Source organism: Eubacterium sp. AF19-12LB, assembly GCF_003479125.1.
Lineage (GTDB): Bacteria > Bacillota > Clostridia > Lachnospirales > Lachnospiraceae > Eubacterium_U > Eubacterium_U album.
Map to the genome: position 1 here is coordinate 86,067 of NZ_QUGP01000010.1, position 24,005 is coordinate 110,071.

Here is a 24,005-nt window from a genome sequence, read left to right on the forward strand (position 1 = left end):
CTGTCGTATTAAAATGATAGAATGATATGCTACCCTCATATAGGACAATAAAATATAAAAGTCCTATATGGGGGTATTTTTATGTCCAGAAAAAGCAAAATAGATCCAATAGTAAAAGTAAAAATAGTTGAGCAATATTTTGATGGAGAGATTGGACTGAGTCAGGCAAGTAAAAAACTTGGAGTTGCCTCCCAAAGTATTAGAAAATGTATTTCTATATACCAATGCAATGGACCAGCAGGTTTACTTAATCAGCCCAAAAACAAGAGTTACTCAAAAACACTAAAAATATCTGCGGTAAATGATTATCTTAATGGAGCAGGTTCTCTTGATGATATTTGCTCAAAATATGGAATCCGTTCACATACACAACTTTTAAAGTGGATTAAGGTGTATAATTCTGGTGGAATATTAAAAACATCCACTGGAGGTGCTTGCATGAAAAAAGCAAAATCAACGACTCTTGATGAGCGATTAAAAATAGTTATGGAATGCCTGACAAATGATAAGAATTATGGAGCAATGGCTTTGAAATATCAATGTTCTTGTCAATAAGTTCGTAACTGGGTAAAACGGTACGAAAAAATGGAAAGTAAAGGTCTGGAAGACCGCCGTGGTAGACGAGTCGGATCATTACCAAGTCGTACACCTGAGGAAGAATTACGTGATAGAATCGCTGAACTCGAAAGAAAAAATCTTGATTTACAAATGGAAAATAATCTGTTAAAAAAAGTCAGAGAACTGGAAAGGAGGGACCGTTATCTTTAGTTCACCGTTTAGCTGCATATAAGGCAATCAAAGAATTATCCTCTGACAAGAGATATCCTATAGATAAACTTTGTAAGTATCTTAATATTACACGCTCTGCATACTATAACTGGCTAAAGCATCCGGAAAGCAATAATGAATTGCAGAATGAAACGTTATCTGTTGAAATTCAAAAGATACATAAAGAACATCCGGATATGGGATATCGTAGAATCCGAGATGAATTAGATGGACACAAAGGAATTCATGTGAATGATAAACGAGTTCTCCGCATCTGTAGAAAATATGATATAAAGTCAAATATTAAATGGAAACCCAAAAGCTGTACCAGAGGAGACCGGAATCCCGATCACATTGCAAAAAACTATTTGCATCGAGATTTTCATGCGGATAAGCCGAACGAGAAATGGCTCACTGATGTGTCCGAGTTTAAATATTACATTGGAAATGAAGTCCACAAGATATATTTGAGTGCCATTTTAGATTTATACGATCGAAGAATTGTAACTTTTAAAATAAGTGACCATAATGATAATCCATTAGTTATGGATACTTTTGATGAAGCAGTTCGCTTGGAACCTGATGCACATCCACTCTTCCACTCTGATCGTGGATTTCAATATACAAGTGCGCAGTTCCGTACCAGATTAAAGAAACATCATATGAAACAAAGCATGTCAAGAGTCGCCCATTGTATTGATAATGGACCGATGGAAGGATTTTGGGGGATTCTAAAGCGAGAGATGTATTACTGCCAACATTTCAATGATAGAACTGCCTTAATTGCAGCTATAACCGATTACATTAATTACTACAATAACCAACGATTACAAAGAAAGTTAAATGTGATGACACCAATGGAATATCATAATCAATATATAAAAGTAGCTTAAAAATATCGCCAGCCGTAAATCGGCTGACGATACAAAAATTTATTATTTTTTATTGTCCTATTGACAGGTAGCACACCATTTCTTTTAATTTCTTGCCAATAGAATCGAAATCAATATCCTTCATGAAATCACCTCATATTATATGATATATAATTGTAATATTTTTATAGCTGTAGTATAATAATCCAAAACTATAAAAAAGTTTAGCCACAGAGTAAAAACAAGCAGAAAGGAGAGAAGATAGGGGTTATAGAAGCAATTATTTTGATAAAAATGATGCATATGATAACAACAATGGTTGGTATAAATGTATTAAGTGTGGACGTAGTTTCAGAAAAGGTGATATGGATATTGACCACATTATTCCACAGAAATATGGTGGAAGAGATTCCGTATTAAATTTACAATGTATTTGTAAGCATTGTAATCGTTCTAAGCAAGCTAGTTTAAGAGATACCCCAAAAGATTTGTTTGGAGCAACTAAAAGGAAAGTAAAAAGTTATTATAATAATTAAAACGTTTTTATAAAATTTGAATATCATATAAAAATACAGACCATTTAAAGAAAAAATGAATATTCATATAATTAAAAGGCAGTATAGCGAGATTATTTCCGTAAGGGAAAAGAAAGGAAGTATTATGAAAGAATTTTTTAGTATGGGAAAAACTATGAAAAAATTAATTTCTGTTGTAATGTCTCTGGCATTGTTGCTTACTTCAGCAGGAGTAATTTTTTCAGGTAGTGATGTAAAGGGAGCAGCGGCAGAAGTTGTTTCATCAATGGATTATTATTCAACAAATGCTGGACCAACAATTACACATTCAGGAGTTGGTACAGTCAGCTATGGATTTGTAATGCCAAAGTTTAACGGAAAAGCCAGTAGTGAACTTTCCATTGCAGATGTGGAAAAAGACATTCAGGTTTATGTTAAACAGGAAAACGGAACAAATGGTGAATGGAAGAAAATTGAAGATGTAAGTTACTTCAAGTGGAATGACACTTGGGCATGGGAATATCAGTCATGGGGTGGCTGGATTTGCTGGATGAAACTTACAGAAACAACATATTTCCGTTTCCATGGAAAAACAAATAACATAAATCTTGATTACAAATTGGAACTTAACAAACTTTCAAAGTATAAGCTTACAAGTATTTCTACAACAGAAACAAATATTCAGGCAGATACAACAGGTGGTTCAGCTACACATTGGGGAGCATGGACATTTAATGGAGACAAGAGTATCAAGTATGAACAGATTCAGGATGATGTTAACATTACAGTAGACAACAATGACGGAAAAGGATTTGTTCAGTTTTTAGGCAATGCAGCATCAGGATTTCTGTGGGATCAGAACTTTGGATATTACTCAGATGGTGATGGTGGATATTGGTTTACAAATATCAGTTGGTCATTTACATTAAGATTTGCATCAAAGTCAAATCCAAATGTACATCAGGATGTAAAAGTTACATATACAAAGCCAACCAGATCAAATTACAAAATCACAGCATATAATGGCACATCATACGATGCAAGCACAAGTGGTACAGCATCAGTTGGTATTCCACTTCCAAAAATTGGTGGAACAGAAGCTATAAAAGATGATTTGGATTTATTTAAATACGAAGTTAAGGTAGATGGAAAGTGGATTCCACTTACAGATGTTGCAGCCTGTGGATGGGTATATGAAGGAAGTGGTTACAACAAATATTCACTAAGCAGTCAGTGGGGTTATTTTGTTGATCATGTTTATGGACTTTGGCTCCAGCCTGTAAGACAGGATACAGAAATAAAAGTCACATATCCTATTGATGGTAAAAAAGGTGGAGATGCAAGTAATAACTATGTATTGTATACAATTAAAGGAAATACATCTTATAAGCCAACACTTCCATCAGATATGTCAGATATTAAAGTAAATGACAATTCAAATGCATATACACCGGCAGGTTGGAAGATGATTTTCAATGATGAATTTGATGGTGCATCTCTTGACACAAGCAAGTGGTCATATGATGAAGGATTCTTACTTAAAGAAGACGATATTAACACAGCCGGTTGGGGAAATCAGGAACTTGAATACTACACAAGAGACAATGTATCAGTAAAAGATGGTGCATTAAATATTCTTATGAAAAAGCAGTCAAAGGTATTTACAGAAAAAGGTGATCCATCTAAGAAAGCAACTGCTCAGTATTCATCAGGAAAGATTACAACAAAAGATAAATTCTCAGTGAAATACGGACGAGTTGATTTCAGAGCAAAAATGCCTACAGGTACAGGCATATGGCCTGCTATGTGGATGCTTCCAAATGACTCACGTTATGGTTCATGGCCATTATCAGGTGAAATAGATGTATTTGAAGGACGTGGAAGAACACCAAATATGGTATTTGGTACATTACATTATGGTGCACAGTGGCCAAATAATATTAATACATCAGATGCATTTAACATAACACGAGACGGTAATAAAAAGACAGGCATTGACGACTGGCATGTATACAGTGTTCAGTGGGATGCTGAAAATATTAAGATTTACTGTGATGGCAAATGCTATTTCAAATGTACATATGGTGAGTGGTATTCAGGCTCAGACAGAGGAAATGCATATGCACCGTTTGACCAGAGATTTTACCTTATTTTAAATCTTGCAGCAGGTGGAACATTTGACAGTGGTTATGTACCTGACAGCAGTTTTACATCAGGAACAATGTTAGTTGATTATGTTCGTGTTTACCAGCGTATGGTTAAGGCAGGAGAAGACGAGAAGGCAGACAATAATGCAGGAGTTTCTACAAATGGAGCAAAGGATGGTCTTTATGGAGATTATAAGATTGGGAAAGGTGTAACGCCGGTTACTCCAGAAACAACAAATCCAAGTGAAACAAAACCTGAGGGAACAAAAAATCCAAGTGAAACAAAACATGAGGGAACAACAGCTTCAGGTGAAACAAAACCTGAAGGAACAACAGCCTCTCCAACAACAAAGAAAACACAGAAAAAGACTCCAAACAAAGCATTAAAAACAACAGTTGTAAAGAAAGCAACAAAGAAGAAAAATGCAAAGAAAATCAGGCTTTCATTTAGAAAAGTTAAAGGTGCTAAAAGATATCAGGTACAGGTTTCTGAGAATAAAAAGTTTACATCAGTTATTGTAACAAAGACAGTAAAGAAATATAAAAAAGTAACAATTTCTAAAAAAGCATTTGAAAAGAGAAAGGAACTTTTTGTACGAGTTAGAGCCGTTGGCTGCAAGAAGTGGTCAAAACCTAAAAAAGTTAGAATTTTAAAGAAATAATAATTAAAAAATAAAGTAGACCGTTATATTATAAAAATTTCATTATAATGATGAAGTTTTATGTATAACGGTCTATTGCTATTTTGCCCGTAAACAATTAAAATAAAAGCAATATTTTGAGAAAACCAGGAGGGTATTATGAATCAGAAAAAGTTAGGTTTTGGCTTGATGAGATTACCACTTAAAAACTAAAATGAAGCAGACAATATTTTCAATGAGCAGTTACGTAAAACAGGTGTAGAATATTTCGACTATTATCTGTTACATGATGTAGGATATGATCATTATAAAAAATATTCAGAACTTGGTTGCTTTGAATGGCTGGTAGAAAAGAAAAAAGCAGAAAAGAGTGTAGATACATTAAAGGAAGAAGGTAAAGATTGAGCCAATGATTGATGGCTATACAGGATTCCTAATTCTGGATAAAAATGGTAAGCCCTTAGTAGCATTACATTGGGAAAAGTATTTTAATCGCATATGTGAAAAATATAATAAAGTCTATAGAGTTCAAATGCCTAATGTGACACCTCATGTATGTAGACATAGATTTTGTAGCAGGATGGCAGCAGCTAGAATGAATCCAAAAACATTGCAGTATATAATGGGACACTCTGATATCTCAGTTACATTAGATACATACACACATTTGGGTTTTGATGAAGCTGCTGATGAAATGAAAAGAGTTGCTGGAAATAACCTTTGAGGTAAAAGAAAGAGGTTTACTTCAATTTTTACTTCATTTAAATATTATAAAATGCTGAGTTATACAAGTTTTTGCAAAGAAAAAATATATAATATATTTCTTATAAAGCCTGTATTAATCGGCATATGAGAACATTTGAAAGGAAATAAGAAATTATGACAAAAATCCTATTCATCTGCCACGGCAGTGTTTAATGGATGCTGTGAAAGCCTAGGCTTTAAAGGATTTTTTGATGATTGACGAATAATTTACACCTTATTTATACCTTTGGAAGACCGGATCGGAATAATAGAGAAATAAAGAAATAGATAAATATAACAGGAAGCAATTTTGTCATATTGGAAATAATTAAAATTTGCTGAACCGTGTTGATTTTATTGATTGAGTATAATAAAAGTAAGAACAGAAACTTCCATGTTTGAAGCGGTTACCAGAATTGACAAAGAAATGCAAGTTAGCCAATCCGGTAGTCCAGTATATTTTTTCATTGTCACCCGACGTTTTTACAAAACATATACTTATTCCGCTTGATGCGTCATTCTTGTTCTGAAAACAGGAACAGAATCCTTACAGCGACTGTAAGTGTTATTTATTGTGCTTCTGTGCTATCATTTACCCAGAAATGGATAGGAGGTATTCACATGAAACCCATTTTGAATATTGAAAATTTAACAAAAATCTATGGCAATGTGCCAAGTCAAACAAAGGCACTGAATGGGATCACCTTCCAGGTGATGCCGGGAGAGTTTCTCGGCATTATGGGAAGCAGTGGTTCCGGTAAATCCACGCTTCTCAACTGTATTGCAACTGTGATTCAGCCCACCGGTGGGAGCATTCAGGTGGAAGGCGATACTCTGCAATCCCTCAAGGGAAAGGCTCTTGCAGAGTACCGTGGCAAAAAAGTTGGTTATCTATTCCAGAACTTTGAATTGCTGGACAACCTGACTGGCAGGGAAAACATCCTGCTCCCGACTTCCTTGCATGGGGTATCCGAAGCAGAAAGCAGCCAGCGGCTGAAGCAGTTGGCTGACTATCTGGAAATCACTGATGTTCTGGATAAGTTTCCGTCCAAGATGTCCGGCGGCCAGCGTCAGCGTGTTGCGGCAGCAAGGGCTCTGATCTTACATCCCCAAATGATCCTTGCCGATGAACCGACGGGTGCGCTGGATTCTAAGAACGCAAGAAGTCTTATGGAGAAGCTGTCCGGCCTGAATCGTGACGAACAAGCTACGATCCTGATGGTAACCCATGATTCCAATGCCGCCAGCTTCTGTAAGCGCATCCTGTTCATCCAGGATGGCGTGATCTTTCATGAGCTTCGGCGTGGAGACGAAAGCCAGCAGGAGTTCTACGGGCGCATCCTGAAGGTGATGGCGCAACTGGGAGGGGGCAGCGCAAATGTTCTCTAATCTCATTCTTCGGAACAGCCGCCGCAGCCGAAAGGAAAACGGTCTGTTTTTCAGCTCCCTGGTGATTTCTATTGTTGCCTTTTACATGATTCTTTCCATCTCCACTCAAGATGTGATGCTCTTTTTGCAGAAAATGGAGAGTGACGCAGTTGACAAACTCCTGCTTCTGATTCCTGCGTTTTATGGGATGACCCTCGGTATTCTGTTCTTTTTGATCTATTTTGCCTGCAAGTATCAGTTCGAGCGCAGACGGCATGAGTTTGGTGTTTATCTAATGTTGGGGATGCGTAGAAGTAAACTGTTTGGTATGCTTCTGGCGGAAGATTTCCTGACCAGTATTCTTGCCATGCTCATAGGCTTACCTGTGGCTGTGGTGCTTTCAGAAATTGTCAGTCTTGTCACCGCCAAGCTGGTAGGCATGGGGATCATCGGTCATCAGTTTTCTTTATCCTGGTCTGCGATTGAATGGACGCTGGCAGGATTTCTGGCAATTAAGCTGACGGCACTTCTGATTTTGAGTGGACGAATCAGCCGCCAGGAGATCGGTACTTTGCTATCCCAGCCAACGAACCGCCCCAAAAAGCAAATGCCATCTGTTATCTATGGACTGGCTGCTATATGCGGAAGTGTGATGTTGGCAGTGGCTTACTACATGGCGATTCAGGGAATTGCATGGACAAAGGTAAGTATGATGGGACTGACTTTGCTGTTGGGCATAGTTGGTACGATGCTGCTTTTCTATGGGATGCGTGCGCTGATTGCTTTGATTGTTAAGAAAGGAAAAGGAAATAAGCAGCTTCATGTATTTACCTTCCGGCAGATTCAGGAGAATGTCATTCATCAGTCAAACTCCATGGCCATCAGCTCCCTGCTGATTCTGGCGGCGCTGTGTTGTTTTGGTGCGGGCGTAGGAATTGCAGGAACGAATAACCTGTCTTCTGGCCATGTAATCGACTATACTTTTGAAGATCATACTGCAGAAGATTCATCGCAGGTTCTTCCGAATATAAAGGCAGTCCTGAAAGAAAACAGTTTGGAAAATCAATTTTCAGAGCTTTTTGAAATGAGGGTTGGGCGTATTCGCACCACAGAAGATTATGATAATGCCTACAGCATGGACGCTGTTATGGACTCTCTTCGGAGCCTGCCCCAGTCGGAAGACCGGGATGTCCTTCTGAACAATCTTGGTTATGCCACATACCCATATTTGATTTGTTTATCGGACTATAATCGTTTGTTGGAATTGTCCGGCAATCCGGCTCTCCAATTAGGCGAAAAGGAGGCCACTGTCTATATTGATACAGAGTTTACTACGGCAAGCCGTACCGCAATGCTGAACCAAGTATTGGCCGGGCAGCCCAAGGTGGAACTGGATGGTAGTCCGATTCATCTTACAGGAGAGGTTCAGTCTGTGAATTTGGTCACGGACCGTTCTATAACCTTGTCCTTTGCATTGATTCTTCCGGATGAAGCATTCCTATATTATAGTCAGGGAATGTATGATACCTATGTCAATGCGGTGCTCAGTGAGCAAGCTCTGAATGGAAATAGCCTTATGACTGCATATTTGGATTTGAACGAGAAGCTGGACGAAATTGACATTGAATATGAAAGCTATCTTCAGAATATGGGTCGTCAGCTTTTCTACACCATAGCATCCAGTTATATTACCCTCTATCTTGCGATTGTTTTCCTGGTAGTTGCCAACACCATCGTGGGTGTTCAGTTCCTGATGAGTCAGCAGAAAACCGGGCGCAGATACCAGACTCTGATCCGCCTGGGAGCTACTTACGAAACCCTTTGCCAGTCTGCTGGAAAGCAAATTACCTGGTTTATGGGACTTCCTGTATTGGTTGCGGCTGTCAGCAGTTTGTTTGGAGTCAGGGCGTTATTTACAGGGATACTCTCGTCCCGAACCCGTGGGACAGTGGCTGAAATGATGTTTGTATCTGCTGCTATGATTTTGCTGCTTTGCGTGATAGAATATATTTATATGAGAGTGGTCAAGCGCTCCAGCGATCGGTATTTGCTGACACTGATGCAGCCACAGAGAGAAGAATAATTTGGAAGGAGGTGCTGTCGTGAAAAGAATTGCTGTTGTGGAAGATGAAGTCTATATGCGGGAAGAACTCTGCAATATGCTCCAAAAGGACGGGTATCTTGCGGAGGCAATCACCGAGTTTGAAGATGCCGCTCGGCTCCTGGCAGCCCTCCGTCCTGACCTTGTGATCTTAGACCTGAATTTGCCGGAGATCAGTGGCTTTCAAATCTGCCAGGAACTAAAGAATAAAACCGCTATCCCCGTCCTGGTACTAACTTCCAGAGATCAGGTAAAGGATGAACTGCAAGCGTTCCACTTGGGTGCCGATGAATATTTGACGAAGCCGTGCAGAAAAGATCGACTTCTTGCCAGGGTATCCAATATTCTCAAAAGGTATGAAGGCCGTACCAATCTCATAGAGGGACCAGATTTCCTGTTAGACCAGCAGACCTACACGCTTTATATTCATAATACCTCTGTCGTGCTTCCAAAAAATCAGGGAAAACTGTTGGTTGCTCTTTTGTCCGGCGGCGATGCTCTGGTCACGACGGAGCAACTTTGCATAGCACTATGGGGAACCACGGAATACATAGACGAAAATGCCTTGCAGGTTAATCTGACCAGGCTGAAAAAGACGATGTCCGGTCTTGAGATGAAGCAGCGAATCGTTGCGGTTCGTGGGATGGGCTATCGTCTGGAAACGGGGGTGGCTCCATGAAGCAGCTTTGGCGCATAACAGAGCGATACTACCCCTGGCTATTGTTGCTGTTGGGCGTGGATTGCTTTTGTGCTATCATTCTTTGGATTTCTGACATTCAGGCATTTCAAACCTTGATTGGGTTAGTAGTTCTGACAAGCCTCCTTTTGTTTTCAGTGATTCTGTTTGTACTAAACAAGCGGGAGACTACCCGCCGAGAGCTGTTCCGGGATTTCCTCAGTGATCCTACCATCTGCAACGAGGAACGGCTGCTCAGTGCCATCAGCCGGGAAGAAGGAGAATCTATCCGGCTTCTGGCATCAGTTTTACAGGAACACAAAACTGAGAGTAACAGTATGGCAGATGCCCTACAGGACTATGAAGAATATGTGGAGGGCTGGGCACATGAAGCGAAAACGCCCCTATCGTTGTTGACCATGCTCCTGGATAATCGGAGCGACGAAATATCTCCTCCCCTGCAAGCAAAACTGGATTATGTCCGCAGTCAGCTTCAGGAGGATGTCACTCAGATGTTATACTATGCCCGGTTAAAGAGCAGTACAAAGGATTATCAGTTTAAGGATATCAATTTGAATGACTGCTTGGGGGAAGTTCTGGAGGACTATGCCCCACTTCTGGAAGAAAAGCAGTTTGTAATTATCAATAAACTGCAATCTGAAACAGTCTATACAGACCGTAGAGGGCTTCAGTTTATGTTGGGACAGATCGTGAGCAATGCCATAAAATATAGCAGCGATAGTCCCATGCTAACAATCTCTATGATACATTCGGAGATCGCAGATGTCCTTTCAGTTGAGGATAATGGCATCGGTGTAAAAAAATATGATCTGCCGTATATTTTTCAAAAGGGCTTTACCGGGGATTCTACTGACAGCAGAAAGAAAGCTACCGGTATAGGGCTTTACCTGGTTAAGAAGATGGCTGACGATCTAAACCTTCGTCTGGAAGCTGCTTCCCCGTGGGAAAAGGGCTTTAAGATAGTCATCTTCTTTCCAAAATTGAAATCCAACGGAGGAAAATAATATAAGCAAAAAACGGGGCTGTAAAATAAGTCTCTGCTAAAGAAACGCTAGTTCCGACAAATGCTGGTTCTGGCGTTTCTTTACATTAATATATGTTTTTTGAAAATCGTCACTGTTTTATGTAAAAAGGGTACACTTAATAAGCTTGGATAGATTTCTTCTGTACGTCCATATTTTTTATATCTTACATGTTGTTTTCGTTTGAAAAGAAATTTACGTCCATTAGGGCATATAGGATTTCCGTTCTCATCTCTTATATAGTTTACAGCACGATAAGGATTCGTGTGATGTTTTTTATCTGCCGTTTCTTTTTTGTACATGGTAAATATCATTAAATTTTTCCATTAAAGGTACAAAGCATTCCATGCCTTGTCTTCCATAAAATCAATTCTACGTTAAAAACATACCGTCTAGACAGCTATTTTTTAAGCTATCAATAATATATAGGCTCAAATGGTGAAAGTGCCCATTTGGGCCTATTATTGTATGAATTCATACGTTACAACCAGAGCAAGATCCACCCGTGTATTACAGTATTGTCATTTTGACAATATTGTATTACTTACGAGTGGCAGACTTGATGGGGATTACGTCCCCATACCCACGTGAAAATATAATTGCTGGCAATTACATTTTAGCAGATATGCAGGCATATCTGAATAAGCGTCATAGACAACAAAATAAGGAAATTTTGATAAGGCATTCATCTGGAATAGGTGAGTGTTTTTTTGTTTTCAAATATTCAATTAATCAAAAAAATTAAAAAAATTTCATTAGGGGGCTGTAAAAATGCCTCTCAGCGTTTCGTTTTATGTAAGGGTATTTTGGACAGGAAAAATTTAAAAAATTTTTATCAAGAACCTGTATTTATGCCCTTCATCTTTTGAATATGTGTAAGGACATTTTTGAGCCGGTATAAAAATGATTTTTACAACAATTAGAAACAGAAACGAGGCGAGAAAAGAATGAAATATGAATACATGAAGGAGTCAGAGCAGATGCTTCAGTACTTCCAGTTTCCGAAGTTTTTGCTCAAACTGCGCATTTCCCAAACTGCAAAATTTCTTTATATGATTTTGTATGACCGGGCACGGATATCGAGAAAGAATAGCTGGATAGACAAGTATGGAAATGTTTATCTGATTTTTCCGATAGAGGAATTGTCTGCTCAAATCGGCAAATGTAAATCTTCTGTAAAAACAGCATTGAAGGAATTAGATGATGTGGGACTATTGGTTCGCAGATCTGGTGGTTTTTCAAAACCCAATCATTTATATGTAAAAATTCCATCTGATGAGATTGGTTTACAGCTGGTTGAGAATAAGGCGGTTGAAAAGATGGTTGCAACAGAGTCGGAAAAGCAACCTTCATCTGGTCGTAAAAATGGCTGTGCAGGAGTCGGAAATGTGGCACCTAGTAAAGTAACTGAGAAATATAAAAGAAATAAATATCATGAAGTAAATTATTGCTATGGGGAAGGAGAGAGTTTGTGATGAGAGAAGAAGATACTGTATGTGTAGGCAGTGATGGTTTGCAATACTGTAAAGTCTGTGGGGAAGCGAAAGAAGCATTTTTTCCTGAGGGTGGATTTATGGGGATGAAGAAACATTCCAGGCAATGTGCCTGTGACAGAAAAGCGTATGAAGAAGAACAAAAATATTTTAAAGACAAAGAGCACCGGGAATTAGTCAGCAGAAATACGAGCATCTGTTTTGACGAGAGCAGAATGGAAGAGTGGACATTTGAGAATGCAGATATGTCAGATACGGTAATGCATAGAGCAAAAAAATATGTTGATAACTGGGAGGAAATGAAAAGAAATCATATAGGCTGTTTGTTCTGGGGACCGGTTGGTACCGGGAAAAGTTTTATTGCGGGGTGCATTGCCAATGAACTTCTTAAGCAAGAAGTAATGGTAAAGATGACAAATTTCAATACCATTATTGATGATATATTTCCACTGGCAGACAAAACGGAATATATCAATGCATTGGCGTCTTATCAGCTTTTGATTATTGATGATCTTGGAGTGGAACGAAATTCAGAATATGCGTTAGGAATTATTTTTAGTGTCATAGACCGCAGGATCCGTTCGGGACGACCTTTGATCATCACAACGAATCTTCCGCTGAAAGAAATAAAAAGCGAGACCATGTTGGATAAAAGGCGTATCTATGACCGTATTTTAGAAATGTGTACACCCGTGTATGTTGGAGGCACAAGCAAACGAGAAGCGATTGCAAGTATGAAAATGGAGAAAGCGAAAACGCTGTTGAACACAAACAGAGGGAAGGAGGAATGCGAATGAATCATACAGAAAAAACAATACCTGTTTGGAAGAAATATTCTTTAAATGTTTCCGAAGCAGCAGAATATTACGGAATTGGAGAAAAGAGATTGAGACAAATCGCAGGTGAAAATGAAGGAGCAGATTTTATTTTGGAAGTTGGTTCGCATATCCGGTTCAAAAGAAAATTATTTGAAGATTATCTGGACACAGCCAGTACAGTTTAAGTGACAGAATAGAAGAAATGGTAATGAAAATAATGTTCATTTTATCTTAGCGAAGAGAAGGTCTTGTGGTATAATGAATAAACCGAGACGGTCTTCCAAGTTAAATGAGCATTTAATGAAGGAGACGAAATATTATGAGTGAAAAAAGGAGAGATCATAGAGGACGTATATTACACAATGGAGAAATACAGTTATCTGATGGCAGATATAGATTTAAGTATGTCGATGAGATGGGAAAGGAGCGCTGCGTATATAGCTGGCGCTTAGACCATAACGATGCAACTCCGAAAGGAAAGTGCCGGGCTTTATCGCTTCGGGAGATGGAGAAGAAAATCCAGGCAGATCATTTTGAACAGATTGCAACAAATGGCGGAAATATGACGGTACTGGAACTGGTTGAAAAATATATATCAACAAAAACCGGTGTCAGACCTACTACAGTTGCAGGATACGGAACAGTTATCAATTTATTGAAGAAAGATCCATTTGGAAAAAGAAGGATTGATACGGTTCGGATTTCGGATGCAAAATGTTGGCTGATACATCTTCAGCAGGTAGAAAAGAAAAGCTATAGTTCCATCCATTCAATCCGAGGAGTTCTTCGTCCGGCATTTCAGTTGGCAGTGGATGATGACCTGATCAGGAAAAATCCATTTCAGTTTCAGTTAATGGAAGTGGTTGTGAATGACAGTGTGACAAGAGAGGCAATCAGCAGGGCTGAGGAACGAAAGTTCCTACGGTTTGTGAAGGAAGACCCTCATTTTTGCAGGTATTATGAAGGAATTTACATATTATTTAAAACAGGCCTTCGCATCTCGGAATTTTGTGGTTTGACGATTTCTGATATTGATTTCAAGGAGCATACGATCAACATCGATCATCAATTGCAGAAAAAATCAAAAATCGGATATTATATTCAAGAGACTAAAACAACCAGCGGAACAAGAAAGATACCTATGACTGCAGATGTAGAGGAATGTTTTCGGAAAATTATAGAAAAACGAAACCCGCCCAAAGCAGAACCTATGGTAGATGGAAAAAGTGGATTCTTATACTTTGATAAAAATGAAAGTATCTGTTATTCCCTGCACTGGGAGCATTATTTTCAACACATCATTCAGAAGTATAATAATACTTACAAAGTACAGATGCCTGTCATCACCCCTCATGTATGTCGGCATACCTATTGCTCAAATATGGCAAAATCCGGAATGAATCCAAAAGCATTGCAATATTTGATGGGCCACTCAGACATCAGCGTAACGCTGAATACATATACGCACGTAAATCTTGAGGATGCCAGGGAAGAAGTTGCCCGGATTCAGGTTGTGTAATTACGATTTTTAATTGAAAATAGCAAGGTGTAAAATGGAAAAACATACACCTTATTTTACACCTTTTGCGGACGATATTATGAGAAAATAAACCAGGTTATGCCAGAAAAGAAAAATTCACAAAGGCTTACAAAGCCCGAAAAACCAAGAAAAACTAAGAAATGCGAGGTTATGCAACAATGATAAAAATACTATTCATTTGCCATGGCAACATATGCCGCTCGACAATGGCACAATACGTCCTACAGGACATGGTAAATAAAAAAGGTGTAGCCGATAAGTTTTACATAGACTCAGCGGCTACAAGTTATGAAGAAATTGGTAACGGAGTTCATCCGGGTACAAAAAATAAATTAAGAAGCGTAGGTATTCCATGTGGAAATCACAAGGCAAGACGAATGACGAAGCAGGATTATGACGAATTTGATTACATAATTGGAATGGATACGGCAAATATAAGAAATATAAACAGAATAATTGGGAATGATTTAGAAGGAAAAGTATATAAATTATTATCATTTGCAGGAGAATCAGGGGATATAGCGGACCCATGGTATACAGGTGATTTTGATGTAACATATGATGATGTACTAAAGGGGTGCAAAGGGTTTTTAAAAGAAATTGGAATAGACTAATAAAATTTATTGGTTTATTATTTGCGATTCAAATGTTATAATGCCATAGTAAGAAAATCAGAAAGGAGAATAATCCATTAGCTTTAAAAGAAGATAATTGGATTATACGTAATATATGAGTTACGCAGATAAAGTATTTGTAGATATGTGTTCAGACATATTGAAAAATGGAATAGATACAAAAGGTGAAAAAGTAAGACCAAAATGGGACGACGGAAGTTATGCCTACACAATAAAGAAATTTGGTGTAGTAAACCGTTACGATTTGAAAAAAGAATTTCCTGCACTTACATTAAGAAAAACAAATTTAAAAAATTGTGTCGATGAAATTTTATGGATTTGGCAGAAAAAGTCTAATAATATAAATGATTTAAACAGTCATATCTGGGATAGCTGGGCTGATGAAAATGGCTCAATCGGAAAGGCGTATGGCTATCAGCTCGGAGTAAAGCATCAGTACAAAGAAGGTATGATGGATCAGGTAGACAGAGTTTTGTATGATTTGAAAAATAATCCATACAGCAGAAGAATAATGACAAATATTTATGTACATCAGGATTTGCATGAAATGAATTTGTATCCATGTGCTTATAGTATGACATTTAATGTTACAAAAAATAAAAAAACAGGTAAATTGGTGTTAAATGGTATCTTAAACCAGCGCTCCCAGGATATTTTGACTGCTAATAACTGGAATGTATGCCAGTATGCGGTTCTTCTTCATATGTTTGCTCAGGTTTCAGATATGGAAGTAGGAGAATTAGTACACGTGATTGCAGATGCTCACATTTATGATAAGCACGTTCCACTCGTTGAAGAACTTATTGCAAGAGAACAGCATCCGGCACCAAAGTTCTGGATTAATCCTGAAGTTAAGAATTTTTATGATTTTACAGTTGATGATTTCAGATTAGATGATTATGTAACAGGTCCACAGATAAAAAATATTCCTGTTGCAGTTTAAAATGAAAATAGCAAAGGAGTTTTCATATGAATTTAATAGTTGCGGTTGATAATAATTGGGCAATTGGATATAAAAATGATTTACTTATAAGCATACCTGATGATATGAAGTTTTTTAGAGAAACAACTACAGGAAATGTAATTATTATGGGCAGAAAGACTTTAAACAGTTTTCCGAATGGAAAGCCATTGAAGAATAGAGTAAATATTGTAATTACAAAGGATGCTAATTTTAAGGCTGATGGTGCAATTGTTGTAAATAGTATTGAAGAAGCAGTAAAAGAGGCTGAAAAATATAATGATAAAGAAGCATATGTAATTGGTGGCGGAAGCATTTATGAGCAAATGCTGCCATATTGTGATACAGCGTATGTAACTTATATTGATAATTCATACAGTGCTGATACATTTATACCGAATCTCGATAAATTGACAGAAGAATGGTATATAGCTAACGAAAGTGATGAATGTACTTATTTTGACATAGAATATTATTTTAGAACTTATAAGAGAAAAAAATAAATTAGTACTACAGATTTGAACAGGATTATGTGGTCTTAGAATTTTTGACCCCGTCATCAAAATAATAAACTATAAGATATTAAAAATTCCCTTTAATATGGCTAATTTAAAAGCTAATTAAAGGGAATTTATTTATATTCTTTTTTTGCAAATGTCATTCAGACAACATTTATCGCAGTGAGGAGTAGTTCTTGCGGTACAAACTTCGCGACCGTGGTCTACAAGACGGTGGCAGAAATCACTCCCTTCTTCGGGAGGAATAATTTTCCATAAGACCATTTCGACTTTTTTAGGGTCTTTTATATTATCTACAAGACCAATTCTGTTGCATAGACGGATGCAATGTGTATCTGTAACAATAGCAGGTTTTCCAAAAACATCTCCCATAATAAGATTTGCACTTTTTCGTCCGACGCCCGGTAATTTTAATAATTCATCAAAATCATCAGGAACTTTACAATCATATTTATCTCTAAGCATTTTCATGCATAAACTAATATCTCTGGCTTTGCTGTTTCCCAGACCACATGGTTTAACTATTTCTGTTATTTCGGCTACATCAGCATTAGCTAATGACTCAATGTCAGGAAATTTTTCATAAAGCTTCGGAACAATTTTGTTAACTCTTTCGTCAGTGCATTGGGCAGCAAGGCGAACGCTGATTAACAGCTTCCAAGCTTCATTGTAATCAAGAGTACAATCTGATTCGGGATAACATTTTTTTAATCTATCTATAACTTCTAAAGCTAAATCTTTTTTTCTCATTTGCAAAAAATCCTTTCAGTTTTGTATAAATAAATACTATTATGAGGGTTAAAATTTTAAGCCTCACAATACAATATAGTTTATCCCAGAGTTGTTATTATTTCAATTGTTATATTTCGAAAGTTGCTATAAATTCGAAAGTTGTTATAAATATGAAAACTATTACAAATTTGAAAGTTATTACAAGTATGGAATCGTTAACAGAATAAATTTAAAATTTATGGTAAATTAGTAAATTTAGCAGCATATAATAGAATAATTATAAATAAGGAAAAAATATGCTTATTAAAATGGAAGTAGAGTCTTCTTATACAGGAAAACTTCAGGTAAATGTTGTTACAAGAGAAAATGTACCGGTTAGGGATGCAACTGTAACTATAGCAGCTTCTGACAGCCCTAATAATATAATAGAAAGGCTTACTACAAATTCATCGGGACAGACGGAGACAATAGAATTACCTGCGCCACCTATTGAACTTAGTTTGAATGAGGCAAATACAACCAGACCATATACAACTTACAATATTCGTATAGAAGCGTTAGGATATGAAACAGAATTCATTGAAAATGCAGAAATTTTGCCGGATGTGTTGGCTATTCAAAATGTAAGATTAACAAGCAAAAATGCATCGCTGACTGAAGATATAATGATTCCCGACCATACTTTATATGGCGAGTATCCGCCAAAGGTTCCGGAAGAAGAAATTAAGCCTGTTAATGAACCGGGTGAAATTGTTCTGAGTAGAGTAGTTGTGCCTGAAATAATTGTTGTACATGATGGGATTCCATCTGATAGCAGCGCTCAAAACTACTATGTAAATTATCGTGATTATATTAAAAATGTTGCTTCAAGCGAAATATACGCAACCTGGCCTACTGCAACAATTGAGGCAAATGTCCTTGCAATTATGTCGTTTACTTTAAACAGGGTTTACACAGAATGGTATCGAAACAAAGGATACGATTTTACAATTACTTCATCTACAGCATATGATCAGAAATGGATTTATGGCAGAAACATTTTTGAATCAATTAGTCTTGTTGTAGATAATATATTTGATCAATATTTATCAAGGCCAGATGTAAGGCAGCCAATTCTTACACAGTATTGTGATGGAAAAAGAGTAACCTGTCCGAATTGGTTAAGCCAGTGGGGATCATGCAACTTAGGAGAGAGAGGGTATTCTACAATTGAAATAATCAGGTATTATTATGGCGATGATATGTATATAAATACGGCTGAGCAAATTGCCGGAATTCCAATTTCATGGCCGGGATATGATTTAGATATTGGTGCAAGCGGACAGAAGGTAGCACAAATTCAGGAACAGCTAGATACAATTGCACAGGTGTATACTGAAATCCCAAGATTAAATGCAGATGGAATATATGGTGAAAATACAAGAGATGCAGTAAAAGCTTTCCAAAAAATATTTGATTTACCACAGACTGGAATTGTGGACTTTGCAACATGGTACAAAATATCACAGATTTATGTTGGAATAACAAGAATAGCAGAAGGAATTCCAAGATAAAAATAAGATGCCTGCGGATTGTTTCGTGCTACGCACTCTCACAATCCTACCCAATATTCGCATATCGCGGGAATCATCCCGCTTTTATGCTCATATTGGGGCCAAAACTTCTTAAGATTATGATGCCTGCGGATTGTTTCGTGCTGCGCACTCTCAAAATCCTACCCAATATTCGCATATCGCGGGAATTATCCCGCTTTTATGCTCATATTGAGTTCAGAAACTCGTCAAAATAAGATGCCTGCGGATTGTTTCGTGCTGCGCACTCTCACAATCCTACCCAATATTCGCATATCGCGGGAATCATCCCGCTTTTATGCTCATATTGGGGCGGGTCCCAAGGTCTTTCGCCCACTTATGAGCAAGCTCATGTGGGCTTAGACCTTTTGACCCTGGCATTATAAAAACTTATAATCTAAAATATACTTACTCTTTCTTTTATGTTAAAATAGTAGTTATGCAAGAAGATACAAATAATAATAAAAATAGTTGTATATTATGTTGAATTATATCGAATTATTTGGTATAATCTTTACAATTTGAGCATATGAAAGGAATACACATTTATGAACGCATTTCTAATCTTAGAAGACGGTACCGTCTTTAAAGGTACATCTATTGGATCTACAAGAGAAGTAATTAGTGAAATCGTATTTAATACGTCAATGTGGGGCTATTTAGAAGTATTAACAGACCCATCTTATGCCGGACAGGCAGTAGTTATGACATACCCGTTAATTGGTAATTATGGTATTTGCCATGAAGATATGGAATCATTGAAGCCATGGCCGGATGCTTATATTGTTAACGAATTAAGCAGAATGCCTAGCAATTTCAGAAGTGATGATACAATTCAAAACTTCCTTGAAGAAAATGATATCCCTGGTATAGCAGGTATTGATACAAGAGCACTTACAAAGATTCTTCGTGAAAAGGGAACAATGAATGGAATGATTACAACTAATGAAAATTATAACTTAGATGAAATTCTTCCTAAAATAAAGGAATACACAGTTTCAGGCGTTGTTAAGAAAGTAAGTTGTAAAGAAAAGAGTAATCTTAAAGGAGAAGGATTTAAGGTAGCATTACTTGATATTGGCGCTAAGAACAATATTGGAAAGTCATTAAATGACAGAGGATGCGATGTTACAATTTATCCTTGTGATACACCGGCTGAAGAAATTATTGCATCTAATCCTGATGGAATAATGTTATCAAATGGTCCCGGTGATCCTAAAGAGTGTGTATATCAGATAGAACAGATTAAAAAATTGTACGATACAGATATCCCGATTTTTGCAATTTGTTTAGGACATCAGTTGATGGCACTTGCAACAGGTGCTGATACTAAGAAGATGAAATATGGTCACAGAGGTGGAAATCATCCGGTTAAAGATTTAGAAAGTGGTCATGTTTATATTTCATCACAGAACCATGGATACATGGTAGATGGCGATACAGTTAATAAAGATATTGCCAGAGTAGCGTTTGTAAATGTAAATGATAAAACAGTAGAAGGTTTAAGATATAATAATAAGAGCATTTTTACTGTTCAGTTCCATCCGGAAGCTTGCCCTGGACCACAGGACTCAAATCTTCTGTTTGATGAATTTATTAAAATGATGGAGGTGAAGAAGAATGCCTAAGAACCCGAATATTAAAAAAGTATTAGTTATTGGATCAGGTCCTATTGTTATTGGACAGGCTGCAGAATTTGACTATGCAGGAACACAGGCATGTCGTTCTTTAAAAGAAGAAGGACTTGAAGTAGTTTTGGTTAACTCTAACCCTGCTACAATTATGACAGATAAAGATATCGCTGATGAAGTTTATATTGAACCTTTAACAGTTCCGGTGTTAAAGAAAATTATCGAAAAAGAAAAACCGGATAGCATTTTACCAACACTTGGTGGTCAGGCAGGACTTAACCTTGCAATGGAAATTGCTGAAACAGGATTCTTAGAGGAACATGGATGCCGTTTAATAGGTACAACTTCTGAAACTATTAAAAAGGCAGAAGACCGTCTTGAATTTAAAGAAACAATGGAAAAAATCGGTGAACCATGTGCACCTTCATTAGTAGTTGAAAATGTAGAAGATGGTATTGCGTTTACTAAAAAGATTGGTTATCCTGTAGTACTTCGTCCTGCTTACACATTAGGTGGAAGCGGTGGTGGTATCGCACATAATCAGACTGAATTAGTAGAAATCCTTGAAAATGGATTAAGACTTAGCCGTGTAGGACAGGTTCTTGTTGAAAGATGTATTGCCGGATGGAAAGAAGTAGAATACGAAGTAATGCGTGATAGCGAAGGAAACTGTATTACAGTATGTAATATGGAAAATATTGACCCTGTAGGCGTTCATACAGGTGATAGTATTGTAGTTGCTCCATCACAGACATTAGGTGATAAAGAGCATCAGATGCTTCGTACATCAGCTTTAAATATTATTAACGAATTAAACATTACAGGTGGATGTAACGTTCAGTACGCTCTTCACCCTGAAAGTTTTGAATATTGTGTAATCGAAGTTAACCCTCGTGTAAGCCGTTCATCAGCTTTAGCTTCAAAGGCTACAGGTTATCCTATTGCAAAAGTTGCAGCAAAGATTGCGTTAGGTTATACACTTGATGAAATTAAGAATGCAATTACACAGAAAACATATGCAAGTTTTGAACCAACACTTGACTATTGTGTAGTTAAGATTCCAAGACTTCCATTTGATAAATTTATTACAGCCAGCAGAAAACTTACAACACAGATGAAGGCTACCGGTGAGGTAATGAGTATCTGTAATAACTTTGAAGGTGCTTTAATGAAGGCAATCCGTTCATTAGAGCAGCATGTTGAATGTCTTATGGATTACAACTTCTCAGAACTTACAGATGATCAGTTAGAAGATCAGCTTCATGTAGTAGATGACAGAAGAATTTGGGTTATTGCAGAAGCACTTAGAAGAGGCATAAGTTATGACCACATTCATGATATTACAAAGATTGATAAGTGGTTTATTGATAAAATCGCTATAATTGTTGAAATGGAAAATGCTCTTAAGAGTGAACCTTTAACACCTGAATTGTTAAAGGCAGCAAAGAGAATCGAATTCCCTGATACAGTTATCAGTAGATTGACAGGTAAGTCAGAAGAAGAAATTAAGCAGATGCGTTATGATAACGATATAGTAGCTGCTTACAAGATGGTTGATACTTGTGCTGCAGAATTTGAAGCAGCAACACCTTACTATTATTCAGTATATGGTGGAGAAAATGAATCAGTAGAAACAAACCCTCCAAAGAAGGTTCTTGTACTTGGTTCAGGTCCTATAAGAATTGGTCAGGGTATTGAATTCGACTTCTGTTCTGTACATTGTACATGGGCATTTAAAGAAGAAGGATACGAGACAATTATTGTAAATAATAACCCTGAAACAGTATCAACAGACTTTGATATAGCTGATAAGCTTTATTTTGAACCATTGACACCGGAAGATGTTGAAAACATTGTAAACATCGAAAAACCAGACGGAGCAGTTGTTCAGTTTGGTGGTCAGACAGCTATCAAACTTACAGAGTCTCTTATGAAGATGGGAGTTCCTATCCTTGGAACTAAAGCAGAAGATGTAGATGCTGCAGAAGACAGAGAATTATTTGATGAAATTCTTGAAAAGTGTGGTATTCCAAGACCAACAGGTGGAACAGTATTTACTGCTGAGGAAGCAAAAAAAGTAGCTAATAAATTAGGATATCCAGTACTTGTAAGACCATCATACGTACTTGGTGGTCAGGGAATGCAGATTGCAACATGTGATGAAGAAGTAGAAGAATTTATGGAAATCATCAACAGAATTGCACAGGATCATCCAATTTTAGTAGATAAATATTTACAGGGAACAGAAGTAGAAGTTGATGCCGTATGTGATGGTGAAGATATTTTAATCCCTGGTGTAATGGAACACATTGAAAGAGCCGGAGTTCATTCAGGAGATAGTATTTCAGTATATCCTGCATACTCACTTTCAAAAGATATAATTGATACAATTGAAGATTACACAGAAAAACTTGCACGTTCACTTCACGTAAAGGGTATGATTAATATCCAGTTTATCGTTTGTGATGGTAAAGTTTATGTAATTGAAGTTAACCCACGATCATCAAGAACAGTACCTTATATTAGTAAGGTTACAGGTATTCCAATTGTTAAGCTTGCAACAAAGTGTATTATTGGACATACTCTTAAAGAAATGGGTTATAAGCCGGGATTACAGCCTAATGCAGATTATATTGCAATTAAGATGCCTGTATTCTCATTTGAAAAAATTCGTGGTGCTGAAACAAGCCTTGGACCGGAAATGAAGTCAACAGGTGAATGCCTTGGTATTGCAAAGACATTTAATGAAGCACTTTATAAAGCTTTCCTTGGAGCAGGAGTTGTTCTTCCAAAGCATAAAAAGATTATTATTTCAGTTAAGGATGCTGACAAGCAGGAAGTTGTTCCACTTGCACAGAGATTTGAAAAACTTGGATATGAAGTTTATGCTACAAGAAGTACAGCAGATGTTTTAAGAAAAAATGGTGTTGATGCAATTAAAGTTAACAAGATTCATCAGGAAGCACCAACTGTAATGGATTTATTACTTGAACATAAGATTGATATTGTTATTGATACTCCAACACAGGGTAGAGATAAGAACAGAGATGGTTTCTTAATTAGAAGAACATCAATCGAAACAGGTGTAAACTGCTTTACAAGTTTGGATACAGTTGATGCATTACTTACAAGCTTAGAAAGTGATGCAAAGAATGATTTATCTTTAGTTGATATTGCAACAATAGAATAAGCTATTTAGCTTTTTGGAGAGATGCACACTCAAAAAGGAGC

The 24,005-nt window shown here is 37.2% G+C and carries 21 protein-coding genes; 20 read left to right on the plus strand and 1 reads right to left on the minus strand.

Annotated elements, in window-relative coordinates; translation table 11 throughout:
• Positions 1–81: 81 nt before the first annotated feature.
• The 17 genes from DWX29_RS12840 to DWX29_RS10580 all read left to right on the plus strand — a co-directional run bounded on the left by DWX29_RS12840 (position 82) and on the right by DWX29_RS10580 (position 16,825).
• Positions 82–555 (plus strand): helix-turn-helix domain-containing protein, encoded by a 474-nt coding sequence (locus tag DWX29_RS12840; RefSeq protein WP_199522669.1) that lies wholly within the window; start codon positions 82–84, stop codon positions 553–555.
• A gap of 239 nt (positions 556–794) precedes the next feature.
• Positions 795–1,661: an IS3 family transposase gene (locus DWX29_RS12845; protein WP_260978324.1), complete on the plus strand. Its 867-nt coding sequence runs from the start codon at positions 795–797 to the stop codon at positions 1,659–1,661.
• 264 nt (positions 1,662–1,925) lie between these two features.
• Entirely contained in the window at positions 1,926–2,060 is a 135-nt protein-coding gene (locus tag DWX29_RS13065) for a hypothetical protein (RefSeq protein WP_260978328.1), read from the plus strand.
• Entirely contained in the window at positions 2,006–2,176 is a 171-nt protein-coding gene (locus DWX29_RS10500) for an HNH endonuclease signature motif containing protein (RefSeq protein WP_243003013.1), read from the plus strand. The genes DWX29_RS13065 and DWX29_RS10500 overlap by 55 nt, the downstream gene beginning before the upstream one ends.
• A gap of 124 nt (positions 2,177–2,300) precedes the next feature.
• Complete coding sequence (locus tag DWX29_RS10505) at positions 2,301–4,964, plus strand: glycoside hydrolase family 16 protein (protein WP_158574538.1); 2,664 nt, start codon at positions 2,301–2,303, stop codon at positions 4,962–4,964.
• A 388-nt stretch (positions 4,965–5,352) separates the two neighbouring features.
• Entirely contained in the window at positions 5,353–5,667 is a 315-nt protein-coding gene (locus DWX29_RS10515; RefSeq protein ID WP_117909196.1) for a tyrosine-type recombinase/integrase, read from the plus strand.
• A gap of 641 nt (positions 5,668–6,308) precedes the next feature.
• On the plus strand, positions 6,309–7,076 hold the full coding sequence (locus DWX29_RS10520; protein ID WP_033121505.1) for an ABC transporter ATP-binding protein: 768 nt from the start codon (positions 6,309–6,311) through the stop codon (positions 7,074–7,076).
• Positions 7,066–9,138, plus strand: coding sequence for an ABC transporter permease (locus DWX29_RS10525; protein WP_118144834.1), 2,073 nt, complete (start codon positions 7,066–7,068; stop codon positions 9,136–9,138). The genes DWX29_RS10520 and DWX29_RS10525 overlap by 11 nt, the downstream gene beginning before the upstream one ends.
• Positions 9,139–9,157: 19 nt before the next feature.
• The gene (locus DWX29_RS10530) at positions 9,158–9,835 is read left to right on the plus strand and encodes a response regulator transcription factor (protein WP_033121503.1); all 678 of its coding nucleotides are present in this window, start codon (positions 9,158–9,160) and stop codon (positions 9,833–9,835) included.
• Positions 9,832–10,857: a sensor histidine kinase gene (locus DWX29_RS10535; RefSeq protein WP_117971063.1), complete on the plus strand. Its 1,026-nt coding sequence runs from the start codon at positions 9,832–9,834 to the stop codon at positions 10,855–10,857. Before DWX29_RS10530 ends, DWX29_RS10535 begins: the two co-directional genes overlap by 4 nt.
• 965 nt (positions 10,858–11,822) lie before the next feature.
• Entirely contained in the window at positions 11,823–12,350 is a 528-nt protein-coding gene (locus DWX29_RS10550; protein ID WP_055218792.1) for a replication initiator protein A, read from the plus strand.
• On the plus strand, positions 12,350–13,165 hold the full coding sequence (locus tag DWX29_RS10555) for an ATP-binding protein (protein WP_109216668.1): 816 nt from the start codon (positions 12,350–12,352) through the stop codon (positions 13,163–13,165). The genes DWX29_RS10550 and DWX29_RS10555 overlap by 1 nt, the downstream gene beginning before the upstream one ends.
• Positions 13,162–13,371, plus strand: coding sequence for an excisionase (locus tag DWX29_RS10560; RefSeq protein ID WP_004844954.1), 210 nt, complete (start codon positions 13,162–13,164; stop codon positions 13,369–13,371). Before DWX29_RS10555 ends, DWX29_RS10560 begins: the two co-directional genes overlap by 4 nt.
• A 134-nt stretch (positions 13,372–13,505) precedes the next feature.
• The gene (locus tag DWX29_RS10565; protein WP_117900527.1) at positions 13,506–14,705 is read left to right on the plus strand and encodes a site-specific integrase; all 1,200 of its coding nucleotides are present in this window, start codon (positions 13,506–13,508) and stop codon (positions 14,703–14,705) included.
• Between the two features lie 179 nt (positions 14,706–14,884).
• The gene (locus tag DWX29_RS10570) at positions 14,885–15,340 is read left to right on the plus strand and encodes a low molecular weight protein-tyrosine-phosphatase (protein WP_118565824.1); all 456 of its coding nucleotides are present in this window, start codon (positions 14,885–14,887) and stop codon (positions 15,338–15,340) included.
• A gap of 115 nt (positions 15,341–15,455) precedes the next feature.
• Positions 15,456–16,304, plus strand: a complete 849-nt coding sequence (gene thyA, locus DWX29_RS10575; RefSeq protein ID WP_118565820.1) for a thymidylate synthase — start codon at positions 15,456–15,458, stop codon at positions 16,302–16,304.
• Between the two features lie 26 nt (positions 16,305–16,330).
• On the plus strand, positions 16,331–16,825 hold the full coding sequence (locus tag DWX29_RS10580) for a dihydrofolate reductase (RefSeq protein ID WP_022087852.1): 495 nt from the start codon (positions 16,331–16,333) through the stop codon (positions 16,823–16,825).
• 132 nt (positions 16,826–16,957) lie between these two features.
• On the opposite strand, the gene nth is transcribed toward DWX29_RS10580, so the two are convergent.
• Positions 16,958–17,590: an endonuclease III gene (gene nth / locus DWX29_RS10585; RefSeq protein WP_118565821.1), complete on the minus strand. Its 633-nt coding sequence runs from the start codon at positions 17,588–17,590 to the stop codon at positions 16,958–16,960.
• A 278-nt stretch (positions 17,591–17,868) separates the two neighbouring features.
• Between nth and DWX29_RS10590 the strand changes: the two genes are divergently transcribed.
• The 3 genes from DWX29_RS10590 (at position 17,869) to carB (ending at position 23,964) form a co-directional block, all read left to right on the plus strand.
• Positions 17,869–19,125 (plus strand): peptidoglycan-binding protein, encoded by a 1,257-nt coding sequence (locus DWX29_RS10590; protein ID WP_022087850.1) that lies wholly within the window; start codon positions 17,869–17,871, stop codon positions 19,123–19,125.
• 566 nt (positions 19,126–19,691) lie between these two features.
• Positions 19,692–20,771, plus strand: a complete 1,080-nt coding sequence (locus tag DWX29_RS10595; protein ID WP_022087849.1) for a carbamoyl phosphate synthase small subunit — start codon at positions 19,692–19,694, stop codon at positions 20,769–20,771.
• Positions 20,764–23,964, plus strand: coding sequence for a carbamoyl-phosphate synthase large subunit (gene carB, locus DWX29_RS10600; RefSeq protein ID WP_022087848.1), 3,201 nt, complete (start codon positions 20,764–20,766; stop codon positions 23,962–23,964). Before DWX29_RS10595 ends, carB begins: the two co-directional genes overlap by 8 nt.
• Positions 23,965–24,005: the final 41 nt, after the last annotated feature.